Source organism: Bacillus cereus (assembly GCF_007678085.1).
In the GTDB taxonomy this organism is placed as follows: domain Bacteria; phylum Bacillota; class Bacilli; order Bacillales; family Bacillaceae_G; genus Bacillus_A; species Bacillus_A cereus_BE.
This window is the reverse complement of record NZ_VEDW01000001.1, coordinates 1,063,088-1,075,941: the sequence shown is the minus strand read 5'-3', so window position 1 is coordinate 1,075,941 and position 12,854 is coordinate 1,063,088. Positions and strand designations below refer to the sequence as shown.

Here is a 12,854-nt window from a genome sequence, read left to right as displayed (position 1 = left end):
ATCATAATATAAATTGTAGGAGTGAACCCTCTTCCCTACAGCGTTTAAGACACCTTTTACAGGTGTCTTTTTTGTTATTTTTTCGTCAAAAACCCTTTACTTTAGAGCGTTTTAATAGTAAAATACAAGTATACGAACAAATGTTCTTTTTATTTTAATTGTACATGAAGGGATGATTTTTACAATGGCTCAAGCAAAGCGCAGAGGAAGAAAAAAGCAAACACCTATCATTTCAAATACAGGCTTTATCGGCTCTGTCTTTATTGATACATTGGAGTTACAAAAGAAATCCTATTATTTCGCTCGTAAAAAACTTCAAATTGTTCATCACGTACTTGATGGTCTCTCTGGGGCAACAAGTTCTCTATTTAAAGAACATAATATTTCAGCATACATGTCATGTGTGTATTTACATAAACAAAAGAAAATCGGCTTTGTTCTTTCAACGAAACCATTTGAACAAAGTGACGGTGTTGCTTACTTTATAAATTATTTAATCGAAAAGAATTTTTACGGTAACGAAGAAGTGGAATATCAAGAAGTATTTAATACAGGTTTTATCGGTGTAGTATTCGCTGATTTGTGTAGTATAGATCGCTTTAATTTCGAGTTTGAAATGGGTATGTTAACGAAATTAATGAAAGATATGATTATTCCGGTTAAAGAGCTCTTTTTACGCCACAATGTACCAGCCTACATCTCCACTTCTCATTTAGAGGAACAAAACAAATTAGGTTTCGTTCTGTCTGTAAAACCGTATGATGAACGTGCAGAAGCAGATTTATATTTTGAAGCGTATTTAAAAGAACGCGGTTTATTTATCGGTGATGAAGAAGATGATATTGATAAGATTGTTATTAGAAAAACAGCTGAATTACGATAAAAAAGCGCAGGATGATAATCCTGTGCTTTTTATAATTTATGAAACCGATTTACCAAATAAATTTTCATTTTATAGTATTTGCTTTTCTTAGCTTAAAAGAAGTAGCAGTATCCATTCTAAAAATAATCTAAGAATCTATTAAGCACTATAATCTTTCGAATGAACCTCTAATATGAAACGATTTGATGAAACTTTAATTACTATTAAATATAAGAATCCCCCTACAATTGGAATGGTGTACGCTGGGATATAATTTAATAATAGACCGGATAGTGCCATTGCTATAGGGAGCATCATTTTACCTATACTTAATCCAATGCTGAGAACCCTTCCCCTGTATTCATCGGGAATCTCATTTTGCATGAAATAAATTAAAGGAATATCAATTAGCGCTATAATAAACCCTAAAAAGATCATAACAAAACAATACGTAATAACGAATACTAAATCATTCACTTCAAAACTTTTGAATAAAACTGGAATTCCTAAAATAATCATAAAAACTGACAACATAGAACTTAGTTTTTTCAAAAGATAAGAGTAAGAAAAACGATCAGTTATCTTTTTTACTACAATTGCACCGATTATCATCCCTACTGGAAAAGTCCCTTGAATGATACCAAATTGCTTAGAACCAAGATTGAGTACTGTGTTAATAATGTATGGCAATGGAACAGTTACAGCAAAGCCTAAGAAGAAATTAAACGAAATTAAAATATGAAACGTATTCTTTAAGCTTTCCTTTTCAAGTAAGTAAGAAAACCCCTCTTTTATATCTTTAATAAAATTAACTCCTCTTTTTGAATTTCGCTCATTTATGTTGTACTCGAACAGTCTAAAATGAATAAATAGTAATGCTATCCCTGAAAGAATAAAAGAAATACCGTTTATAATTATAAAAGTTTTAATATTAAATATTGAAAAAACGATACCACCTAACATAGGGCCAAGAATTAAAGATACAGAATCGATAATTTTACTTATAGAATTAATACTCATAAGCCTCTCTTTAGAGACGATATTCGGTTTCGCAGCTTCTAACCCTATTCCAAAAAAGGTTGTAAATACCGTCATAAGAAAGGTTGTAGTATAAATGATGAATAAGTTTAATCCATAGTGGCTGCTTACTATATAAACAGCTATTAATAAGCAGCCACTAAGTAGATCCATACAAACGACAAGTTTCTTTTTATCAACTTTATCAGCAATGACACCAGCAAATGGATTCAAAACAATCATAGGAATTGTTCCTAAAATGAGCGTAATCGCGAAATTTAACGCAGATCCGGTTATTTGTAAAACATATAATCCTAACGCGAAACTATAAATAGAGCTACCGAGTATTGATACTGTTTTCCCAATGGAATAGAGACAAATATTTTTTAGTTCTTGGTTGCTTTTTTTATTTTCTATATGTAATCGTAAACTTCCCATCACTTTTCCCCCTGCCTAACTATGTGTTACGTACATTGTAAGTTCTTGGGTCAACCCAATAGCAATATGTACAATTTGAAAAGTTTTAAGGGAAAATAAATAAAAGATGGGGTTAACCCCATCTTTTTCCGAAAAATGAATATGTATAAATTTCTTCTCCTTGAACAAAGAAATCCTCGTACTTACCTCCTCGTTTCAAATAGTTTGAAGTACTTTCATCGATGGATTGAAACTGTAGATTTTGGATCTCTTTTGTTACTTTTGAAAGTGTAAAATTTGCTCGAAAGTTGTTTGTAATTTGGCTATTTGAGCTGAAATTTTTAAATAAAATAAATAAACTTAATAAATAACAATCCGTTTTAAAAAGTGGATTTAATTCGTGAAGTAAAAAATTCTCATGCTCAAAACTATAATTGCTCGTACCAGAATGATCAATTACAATATCAACAGACTTGTTCTGAATAGGGATGTTCAAAAAATCAGCACAGATAAAGAGAATATTTCTTTTCGGATTTCTACTCGCTAATACATCCTTTAAAAATAAAAGTTTATTAAAATCTCTATCCACTGCAATGTATAGGCAATCTTCTGGCAGTTCTTCATAAATGTTTCTCAAAAAGAACCCAAGTCCCGATCCTATATCCAGTATTAATTTGTTATTTAAATTTAAATGTAATAGTTTCTTTTTCGCCCATTGCCCTTCTCTATGCATATTTTCCAAATACGCATTATCAGTTTCATGAATATAATCCGAAATAGTATTTTTATGTGCCGGTTGCTCATTTGCTTTGAATAATTTACTAGCAGTTATTATTCCTGAGGTAATTATATATTCTTCCCCACAATTACAAATGAACTTCCCCTCAGTAATTTGATTGTTATTAATAATTCCATCTTGAAGAATTAGTTTTTGTCTACACTTAGAACATGTAAGTAAATGTAGTACACTTAAATCTATCCCTATAATTGAATTAGAAGTTTCATTTGTTAATAATAAATCATGTAGCACTTCTTTTAATTTATCCCGTTTCTTCTCCAAAAGTTTTATTTCCTGTTCCATCTTGTCATATTTCAGTTTAAACAAAGATTGGTAAAAAGTATCTTTTTCGTAATTCATAGATTTCGCTAAATTTTTATAAAAAAATAGTTCTTTAATTTCATTCAAACTAAATCCTAGCTCTTTGTATTGTAATATAAGCTCTAAATCAGTTTGACAATACTCGTCAAAAAAATAGTGACCTCCCTTTTTTTCAGGAATAATGAGACCGAGATCCATGTAATGTCTAATTGTATCAATACTTATGTTATTTAATTCTCCAAATTTACCTATTTTCATCCCAATCACTACCAATTACATTTTTATTTTTACATACTTCTTTTTGTGGAAAAGTAGGCTCACAAGAAACCAGGATCTTCACCATTTTTCATCTAGTTTATTTCTAAGTTGTCACAGTACCATCAATATTGTATAAAACAACAACTTATTCTGGTAGGTTATATGTTTCTCTAAATACTTTTCTGTGGTGAGAAGTAGACAAACCCGCGGAAGCTGTCTACGATTATACAAAACTTTCTCCTCATTAATCCTGAATTTCAATTCCAGCTTTTTTAAATGGCTCTAATACTTTTGGATAGCACATTGAAATATATTCCACTGATTTTAAATTTTTTAGAATCTGAAATCCTTCAATGGATATTACATCAAATAAACTGTCTTCACCATCCCAATCTGGCTTTAAAATATGATAAATTTCATTACCTCCATCAAAGCAAAGGGATTCAATCTTTTCCAAATCACTTAATTCTAAAGTCAACTCTTCTAAATACTCTCTAATTTCAACAATTGATTCCGCTCCAGAATACCACTCGAAATTATTCGTATACTTATCTATTATGTCTGTTAATTCTTTTAGAAATAGTGGCTCTTTATCTAATAAAGCTTCGATTACTACTAATTTAAAATTAAAATCTTTAAACATCTCACTCTTTCCCATGATAACTACCCCCAGTTTTATCTTTTTCTAGCCTTTTTCATTATAAGAGAGTCTTCTGTAAAATATATAATCCAGCGATCACTACCATTTCAAGTAAGTATCGAAATAAATATTAAGAACAAAAATACTTGCAGTTTAACACTAACAAATTATTACAATTATTACGAGTTTTTTTAGCTTGAAAGCAATGTATTAATCCCCTTTTTCAATTTAATTAAATAAAAAAACCCGCGAATCATTCACGGGTTTTCCTCTTAATAACTAATTGCTATTGTACCTTCACCTGCATGAACCGCAAATGAAATTGGTAATGGATATAGTTTAAAGTCCATTTCAGGGAATGCTTGTCTAATATCCGAAATCCATTCTTCAGCTCCATCTTTATCGTTAGCATGGAACATGTGAAGTACTTTTGGTAATTCTTTTTCAAGTTCATTTTTAATGTATTCTCGACATTTTTGGATTTTGCGAACTTTCTTTTCAAGTAAAAGTTCTCCACCTTTTACTTCTAATATTAAGTTAACACTTAATAAACTTCCAAGTAAAAATTGAACCCCCTTTACACGTCCACTTGCGTAAAGGCCTTTTAAACTTTTCGGGAATACGTGGAAAGGTCTTCTTTTTTCATCTACTAATGTTTTGTGTATATCTTGTAACGTCATACCATCATTGTATAACGATTTCGCTTTTCTAATTAGTTCATCCATTGGATAACTTGTTGTTTCACTATCCAATACCGTTAATGGGAAACCAGCCATGTCTGCAGCTAACTTCATGTTTTGATAAGTTCCACTTACTTTTCCGCTAATAGCAACTGCAAATCCCTCTTCATATTCTTCTTTGCATTTCGAAAATAACTCTACCATTTCCCCTATGTTAGGTTGTGATGTAGTGACAGTTTTACCTTCGTTTAACGCATTATAGACGCGCTCACGCACACCTTCTTCACAATCTTTGTACGACACACCATCAATAATAACTTCAATTGGGATAACAAAGTTATCTCCCTCTGTTTTAAAACTCGCAGTTGTACTATCAGTAATCCAAGCAACACGCTTCATGTTGTTCCTCCCTTAATTCAATTCCTCTTTTCTGACTTTTCTATATATTTATGTTACGAAAAGAGAATATCCCTGTAATAGTAACAGGACTTTATGGTTTTGGCTATAGTAGATGAATAGTAAATGTGAATATTTTTTGTCATTTCACGAAAAAAAGAAGAAAATCGAAGTATTTGCCCAATTTTCTTCTTATCCTATATTATTTAAAGGTTTCATTATCTAAAATTACAACATAATCATTCGTCAATCGGCCAGCTTCCTTCGTATAACTAACAAGTCTTTGTACGTTATCACAGCAAAGTTTCGCTCCCCATACGAGTAACGGTACACCGATGAAATCAATGTGAAACCTTCTAGAAAACAGGCCACCAAAAGTCATTGGTAAAGGAACTGTAGGTGATGTATTAGAAAAAACAATCTTTTCATGACTTTGATAATGTTTTTGCAAAATCTCTCCTAAATGCTTCATCGCAGGTACAACGACTTTTGATGCGCCACATCCAATTGTATAAACCGGATTACCATTTTCGTCTATTCCATGAAAAATGATTTTCCCCATATCTTCTGTTTTCAATTTATTAAAGTAATCTACATTCAAAATTTCTTCTTTCGTTAACTTACGATCCGTTGGCAATTTATTTAAATGATAAGCTGCAGCAAGTGAAGTTGAATGTGTTCCGCCGAAATCTGTGTAAATGAATATCATGTTATCATCCCTTGTTGTAAATGTTCAATGTTATTTAGTATTACCGTTCACGGCGCTGTTAAACAATGGATGAATACTTTCATGTTTTTTGTATTAATTCATTATATTTTTTCCAAATATAATATCGTCTACTAATTACAGTACCTAATGTGATACATAAAAAGGTATTTGTTACAACCATTAATGTATAGTGAGTACTGCCAGAAAACATACTTTGTTTAATCAAAACCTTTGTACCTAGAATAGCAAGTAGAATAATTGTACTTAACCAATTTCCTTTTCTTAATACATGACCTGTTTCACTATCTAATCGAAATGTTAAAATTTTTCCCCTAATTACTCCAAGACCCAATCCAATCCCTAGCATTACAACGAATAGTAATACTTTCAATATAGTTAATTGTCCCATATGAATAATAGACTGGATTGTCACAAAGCACAGCAAAGCCGGAATGAGCCAAATACGATTAATATTCACTTTATATTCTTTACCCTGCATTAGTATGATTATAAAAACAACAAGTAGAATAACAAATAGAATTTCCATTTAGAGTCCTCCTATTTACTTGTTTACATTTGAAAATTATATTCGCTTCTTTTTATTCCATACTTTAAATAAACTAGGTACTAAAAATCATAAAATATAGAATGTGATCCCCATCAGTTTTAAGCGTTATTTATACAAAAAAGACGCACAAATAAATAGTACGTCTTTTTTGCATTTATTAGTGCATTCATAAACTCTTTTAATCTTATGAAAAAGAGTTTTCTAATTCTTTCATTATTTTTTCGGGTCCTGTTCCTTTATTTGATGGAATAACTAAAGTAATTCCTAAGCCTGGATATACAGCTGAGCGAAAACTAACGCCTGGATCATACCCCATTACATGATATTTGAATATGTTTTTTTCTCTTGTTTCAATCCATATTCCATAGCCGTAAGACTGATTATTATTTACTTGAATATGTGGGGTTAAAAGTATCTTTGTATATTCTCTGCTTACGATTTCATAGTTAAACAATGCTTCCCAGAACTTCAGCATGTCTGGCGCAGTAATAAAAGCTCCACCATCAGATCCTCCTATTATTGGTATAGAGTAGGTGTTCGTTCTCCAATTTTGGTTAATTTCATCTTTTATATATCCAAGAGCTGTGTATCTTGGTAATGTATCTAAAGAAAAATAGCCAGAATCATTCATACCAATTGGTTTAAATATGTTTTTTTCTATATACTCCGTAAATTTAAGTCCTGTCTGTTCTTCGATTATTAATCCCAGTATAATAAAACCTGCATTGTTGTAGTGAAACTTACTTCCAGGTACAAACATCATATTTCTGTTTTGGAATAATGGTAAGAAGTCTTTTAAATTTTTTAGTAGATACATAGGAGTTTGTCTCCATAGATCTTCGAAGTTATCCATAATACTTTCATCAAAATAATCTGGAATACCCGAACTATGAGTCAAAAGGTGATGTATTGTAATATCTTCATTGAAGTTTGGAAAGTTAATTCGTAAACACTCTTTTAACTTTGTTTGAAAAGTAATTATCCCATTTTCAACAAGTTGACAGATACCGATAGCAGTGAACATTTTACAACCGGAGGCAATTCCGAACCTTGTTTGTAGCGTATTGTTTATACATTCATTGCGATTTGCGTAACCAAACGCCTCTTCATAGACTAAGCCTTTTTCTTCTTTTACTAAAATTACCCCAGAGAAATCTATTTGCCGATGCATTTCTTTTAAAATGCTGTCTATTTGATTTTTTGTTTTCATTACAAAAACCACCCTCGTTTATCAATATTGTTCACCCTTCTTATATTTCCATATATAGGAGGGTGAACCCTCCTATTGATTACAGTAAGATTTAAAATCAAAACCAAAAGAACTATTTCGATTTGATTGACTCAGAGGAATACACCTTAGACTGTGAGGGCAATAAAGTAAATACACACAATATGATAGTTATAAATAGCATTACTAATGAGCCTACAATAACTACAAGTTGTATAGAAATAAATTGAGTTGCAACTCCAAACAAAATTGTAATCAAAATGGTTATGACCGCAATCACAAGCTCATAAATACTCCCAATTCGTCCCATGATATGGACAGGTACATTATTTTGATAAAAAGTATAAAATCCTGTGTTTGCATATGCCATAGAGAAGGATAAAATAAAAAATCCAATAGCAGCTATTAATAACTCGTTTGAAAAAGCATAAATTAAATAACCGATTGCGATGAATAATGATCCTATTCCAATTAAAAATGAAGGTGTTAATTTTTTTGATGAAATTGTATTTGTTATGGCTCCTAAAATAAACCCGGCTCCAGCGATACTAACTAAAAAGCCATATTCACTATCTGTTAACAATAAAACTTCTTTCGCAAATGACAATTCAAGTGAATCAGTTGCGGCAGCTAAAACCATCATTCCTTGAAATAAGAAGTACACAAAAACGATATATAAAGATTTTTTACTGAAATTTAAAACGATGTTCCAATCTTTTTTTAGTACAGCTAAAGATAACTTATCATTTGACGTAGTAATATCGGATTTTTTATCAAGATTAGGTAGTAGCAATGTAATTAATCCTGATAAGAGAAATGCTATAGCATTTATATATATAGCAAACTCTGGTGTACTTGCTATTAACAATAAGCCCGCTATAGCTGGACCAATTAAAGATGCACCAGATCCTATCAAACTACGTAATGAGTTGAAACTTTGTCTTTGCTCAACTGGAATTAATTTCGTCATATACGTCATAGCAGTTGGCTCATAAATCGCACTGGCCATACTGATAAAGAATACGAATACATAAACAATCCAAAGTGATGGAAATAAAGGTAAAATAGCGATAAATACCGCACGATATATATCGAGGTGAATCATTAACTTCCGCTTATTTAAACGATCAATCATACTTCCTGACCAAGCGTTTGTAAATAAGGCGGCTAATGGTGTAATTACATATAAAGTAGCAACAGCTAAGGCTGATCCTCCCATATGATAGACAAGTACATTCAGTGCTATTAAGTAAATCCAAGCTCCTAAATTCGCAATACCAACTCCGGACAGTAGTAATAAAGGATATTTCCAATCTTTAAGTAAGTTTTTCATTTTAGGCCCCCGCTTTCCAAATTGTTTTGAAACAATAAAAAAATCCCACCCCCAAGACTTTTTGTCTTAGGGACGAGATTTATCATCGCGGTGCCACCCTAGTTTGTTAATATGTCACCATATTAACCTTATCAGGTACTGCATTGTAAATCATGCTTATACCATAGCTCTATAACGGGAGCTCCCGTTACACCACCCCCTAATAAAAGGTTCCGATGTGCTGCTCAGAGGCTTGGTTCAATAAAGGATTTTTACTCCTTTTCAGCTAAATGGAGCTCTCTGTGAAAAATTCATTTTATTTACTCTTCTCTTCACTGCATTTGATTTTTTCCATATTATCACAGAAATATTTAACTGTAAATAAAAAATAATCAGATATTTAATGGCGTGGTTTTTTTAATTCTTTTATTTATTATTTTTTCTAAAAATTACGGTGCGTGAAATTACTTAAACCTATAAAATAAAGAGCCTATAGTATATAGACCCTACACTTTATCCGAATTAATTTGTATTCGCCTCTACTAACGGTTGTAAAGGTGGTTCTAAGTTTATTTCTAATGCATCGCCTTCTTGTATATCTTGTCCCTTTTCAATGCTTTGACTCGTTACATAGCCCGTACCTGTAGTCTTTAATTCTAATTTTAATAGTTTAGAGAAATACATAATATCACGCATGGACCAACCTTGTAAATTAGGCATTTTTGCATTGGCACCTAATAAAAATATACGATCTCCTTCACTCATTATTTCACCAGATTGCGGATATTGTTTTTTTATTTTTCCTTCTCCTAAAACTATCGGTTGAAGTTTCTCTTTTTTTACACTATTCTCTACTGTATCCATTGATTGATTTACATAATTTTGTACTTTTAATTCAGAACGCTTCGTTGCATCTGCCATTTGTTTTTCTGTATATGGTTTCACTTTTAAATATTCAAGGCTATTTTTCATAACTGGTTTAAATATTTCAGCGAGCGGCTGAGCTCCATACTCGTCTCCCTTTAACTTTGGCTGCTTAATAGCTAAGTATACAATTAACTCTGGGTCATCAATCGGAGCCATACCTAAAAATGAAAAAATATAGTTTTCTTTCCCCTCCATATATCGTCCATTTTCAGGATTCGGAATTTGCGCTGTTCCTGTTTTACCTCCTATTGGATAACCATCCACTTTATACATTGTACCAGTACCTTTTGAAGACGTAATAACACGCTCCATTAAGTCTCTTACCTTGTCCGCTGTCTCTTTTTTTATCGGATTTCCAATTTCTTTCGGTTGATTTTCCATAATAACTTGTTTATTTATTGGATTTACAACTTTGTCAACGATATATGGTTGCATCATTTTCCCGTCATTTGCTATAGCAGTAGCTGCTTGAATTAATTGAATAGGCGTTACTGTAGAACCTTGTCCGAAAGAAGTTGTGACTTGTTGAATTTGTGTATTTAATAATAAAGTATTTTTACTTTCACCAGGTAAATCTATACCGGTTTTTTGATTGAATCCAAATTTATTCATATATTGCTTAAATTTATTTGGTTTCAATAGCTGATCTTCTAAAATAGAAAATGCTACGTTAGATGATCTTTCAAAACCTTCATCAAACGTAATAGATCCCCATCCAAATCCACCGTTATGATCTTTAATATCTGATGAACCGACTGTATATTTTCCAGATTGGAAATATTCTTTCCCGTTATATACACCTTCATTAATTGCGGCAGCTAACGTAAATATTTTCATGGTTGAACCTGGTTCATATGCATTTGCGATTGGATCATTTAAAAAATATTCGATATCGCCTTTATTAGGATTAAAACTAGGTTTACTAGACATTGCTAAAACTTTCCCTGTCTTTGGATCCGCTATGATTCCTACTAACATAGAAGGTTCATAGTGCTCTTGCGCCTTATTCATCGCTTCTTCTAAAAAACTATTAATTTGTTTATCTAGCGTAAGGTATACGTTATTCCCATTTTTAGCGGGTTCTATTTTCCCTATATCATTTGTAAGTGGGATACCTCTTGGTGCTCCCACATATTCTATATTCCCGTTTGTCGAGCGCAAATATTTATCCAGACTCTTTTCTAGTCCAAATTTCCCTTCTGTATTTCCTTTATCGTCAGGTCTCGCAAAACCAAGTATATAGGATGCAAAATCTTCATTTGGATATACTCTTGCTTTTTCTGGCATAAAAGATACACCTGGGATTTTCAATTGCTTTATTTGTTCCTTTACTTCTCTAGATAAATTCCGGCCAACTTTTCCAATCTCAACTTGCGTGCGTCCCTCATGAAAATTTTTTAATACATCTTCTTTATCAATTTCAAGCGCATTAGCTAATCGCTCTGCGGTTTCCTCTTTATTTTTTACCTTATCTGTACCTTTCAAATTCACAACAACACGATACGTCGTGGAATCTTGGACTAGCACTTTTCCCGCTTGATCATATATTGTGCCACGATTCGCTTCCAAAACACCATTTTTATTATGTTGTTCTTTTGCTAGATCCTTAACATCTACATTATGTACGACACCTACTGCCTGAATATAGAAAAATCGCAAAAGAATAATAAGAAACAAAACAATAAAAGCAACCATAAAATATCGCGCGCCTTTATTCGTTTGAAGTTTATGCATGTTTATCTCCTTTCTTTCACAATTAATTGCTGCGATGGTGTGCTATAAATTATGTAGTTTTTTGCTTTCAATACTATATGTTTCGAACTTTTCTTATTAATTCCTTTTATTGTTATTGCTAGTTTATATATATATACTTAAAATACAGTACGTGAAATTTTTAGAATATTCATTCTTCCGATCTTGCTCCATAACATTCAATTTCTTATTGTAAATAATCCATTCACTTTTATACAATAAAAAATCCTCCTCTGGATTTCCAAAGGGGGATTTTTTCATCTAATCGATAAGAGACTAATTATAAAATTTAAGCTACATGGTTATATTTTTCTAAAAAGGGAATTCGTTTCGCTACGAGTGCATACATTTTGAAAACAAATTTTGCGATTGGTTCAAATATACGTTTTTTCTGCAACAATAAACTGCTTGTTACAATTGTTATTACAGCTGCACCTATTACATCTAAAGGAAAATGAACACCTACATACAAACGTGATATACAAACTAAACCTGCCCATAAAAGTGCAATATATCTTAACTTTTCTCCTCTAAGAACAAAAATGAATGCAATTGATAATACAAGTACAGAATGATCACTAACAAATGATGAGTTTTCTGCATGAGGTACTAATTGATTCACATCATATGATACAAAAGGACGTGGATGATAATATACTACATGAATAAAAACATTTACTAGTAATGCAATTATTACTGAAAGTGTCGTATATAACACTGTATATTGTTTCCTTATCGCATTCTCTTTCTTTCCGTTATGAAACCATAAGATAAACATGAATAGAATAGCCACATATGCAGCGCTATTTGTAATAGCAATCATAATCTGATCTAAGAGCGCAGATGTACCTGCTAAATTGTTTATCCATTGAAATACTGTGTAATTCACGTTACTCTCTCCTTATAATTTCTTATATTACTTGAAATAAAGATACAAGTTTACTTGATTTACACAGTATACAACATTTACACATATTTAGATTTTCACT

Annotated in this window: 11 protein-coding genes and 1 other annotated feature; of the genes, 1 reads left to right on the top strand and 10 read right to left on the bottom strand. The window is 31.7% G+C overall.

Annotated elements, in window-relative coordinates; all coding sequences use genetic code 11:
• Nucleotides 1–184: 184 nt before the first annotated feature.
• The gene (locus FS742_RS05435; RefSeq protein ID WP_046959560.1) at nucleotides 185–883 is read left to right on the top strand and encodes a hypothetical protein; all 699 of its coding nucleotides are present in this window, start codon (nucleotides 185–187) and stop codon (nucleotides 881–883) included.
• A 138-nt stretch (nucleotides 884–1,021) separates the two neighbouring features.
• On the opposite strand, the gene FS742_RS05430 is transcribed toward FS742_RS05435, so the two are convergent.
• From FS742_RS05430 to FS742_RS05385, 10 genes are all read right to left on the bottom strand, one after another.
• Nucleotides 1,022–2,317, bottom strand: coding sequence for an MFS transporter (locus tag FS742_RS05430; protein WP_144611502.1), 1,296 nt, complete (start codon nucleotides 2,315–2,317; stop codon nucleotides 1,022–1,024).
• Nucleotides 2,318–2,429: 112 nt separating this feature from the next.
• On the bottom strand, nucleotides 2,430–3,653 hold the full coding sequence (locus FS742_RS05425) for a MerR family transcriptional regulator (RefSeq protein WP_144611501.1): 1,224 nt from the start codon (nucleotides 3,651–3,653) through the stop codon (nucleotides 2,430–2,432).
• Between the two features lie 244 nt (nucleotides 3,654–3,897).
• Nucleotides 3,898–4,311: a DUF6892 domain-containing protein gene (locus tag FS742_RS05420; RefSeq protein WP_144611500.1), complete on the bottom strand. Its 414-nt coding sequence runs from the start codon at nucleotides 4,309–4,311 to the stop codon at nucleotides 3,898–3,900.
• 254 nt (nucleotides 4,312–4,565) lie between these two features.
• Nucleotides 4,566–5,372, bottom strand: a complete 807-nt coding sequence (locus tag FS742_RS05415) for a DegV family protein (RefSeq protein ID WP_144611499.1) — start codon at nucleotides 5,370–5,372, stop codon at nucleotides 4,566–4,568.
• 199 nt (nucleotides 5,373–5,571) lie between these two features.
• Entirely contained in the window at nucleotides 5,572–6,078 is a 507-nt protein-coding gene (locus FS742_RS05410; protein ID WP_087956226.1) for a DUF3189 family protein, read from the bottom strand.
• A gap of 79 nt (nucleotides 6,079–6,157) precedes the next feature.
• Nucleotides 6,158–6,625: a DUF1453 family protein gene (locus FS742_RS05405; protein ID WP_097844883.1), complete on the bottom strand. Its 468-nt coding sequence runs from the start codon at nucleotides 6,623–6,625 to the stop codon at nucleotides 6,158–6,160.
• Between the two features lie 205 nt (nucleotides 6,626–6,830).
• A complete protein-coding gene (locus FS742_RS05400) occupies nucleotides 6,831–7,856 on the bottom strand; it encodes a serine hydrolase domain-containing protein (protein ID WP_144611498.1) in 1,026 nt (341 codons plus the stop codon).
• 112 nt (nucleotides 7,857–7,968) lie between these two features.
• Nucleotides 7,969–9,207, bottom strand: a complete 1,239-nt coding sequence (locus tag FS742_RS05395) for an MFS transporter (protein ID WP_144611497.1) — start codon at nucleotides 9,205–9,207, stop codon at nucleotides 7,969–7,971.
• 65 nt (nucleotides 9,208–9,272) lie between these two features.
• Nucleotides 9,273–9,531, bottom strand: a binding site (T-box leader).
• A 177-nt stretch (nucleotides 9,532–9,708) separates the two neighbouring features.
• Entirely contained in the window at nucleotides 9,709–11,847 is a 2,139-nt protein-coding gene (locus tag FS742_RS05390) for a penicillin-binding protein (RefSeq protein ID WP_144611496.1), read from the bottom strand.
• 307 nt (nucleotides 11,848–12,154) lie between these two features.
• A complete protein-coding gene (locus FS742_RS05385) occupies nucleotides 12,155–12,754 on the bottom strand; it encodes an undecaprenyl-diphosphatase (protein WP_144611495.1) in 600 nt (199 codons plus the stop codon).
• Between the last annotated feature and the right edge of the window lie 100 nt (nucleotides 12,755–12,854).

Coding starts and splice junctions, on each gene's coding strand:
- FS742_RS05400 (WP_144611498.1), bottom strand. CDS start 7,856: ATGAAAACAAAAAATCAAATAGACAGCATTTTAAAAGAAATGCATCGG.
- FS742_RS05405 (WP_097844883.1), bottom strand. CDS start 6,625: ATGGAAATTCTATTTGTTATTCTACTTGTTGTTTTTATAATCATACTA.
- FS742_RS05420 (WP_144611500.1), bottom strand. CDS start 4,311: ATGGGAAAGAGTGAGATGTTTAAAGATTTTAATTTTAAATTAGTAGTA.
- FS742_RS05435 (WP_046959560.1), top strand. CDS start 185: ATGGCTCAAGCAAAGCGCAGAGGAAGAAAAAAGCAAACACCTATCATT.
- FS742_RS05415 (WP_144611499.1), bottom strand. CDS start 5,372: ATGAAGCGTGTTGCTTGGATTACTGATAGTACAACTGCGAGTTTTAAA.
- FS742_RS05395 (WP_144611497.1), bottom strand. CDS start 9,207: ATGAAAAACTTACTTAAAGATTGGAAATATCCTTTATTACTACTGTCC.
- FS742_RS05390 (WP_144611496.1), bottom strand. CDS start 11,847: ATGCATAAACTTCAAACGAATAAAGGCGCGCGATATTTTATGGTTGCT.
- FS742_RS05410 (WP_087956226.1), bottom strand. CDS start 6,078: ATGATATTCATTTACACAGATTTCGGCGGAACACATTCAACTTCACTT.
- FS742_RS05430 (WP_144611502.1), bottom strand. CDS start 2,317: ATGGGAAGTTTACGATTACATATAGAAAATAAAAAAAGCAACCAAGAA.
- FS742_RS05425 (WP_144611501.1), bottom strand. CDS start 3,653: ATGAAAATAGGTAAATTTGGAGAATTAAATAACATAAGTATTGATACA.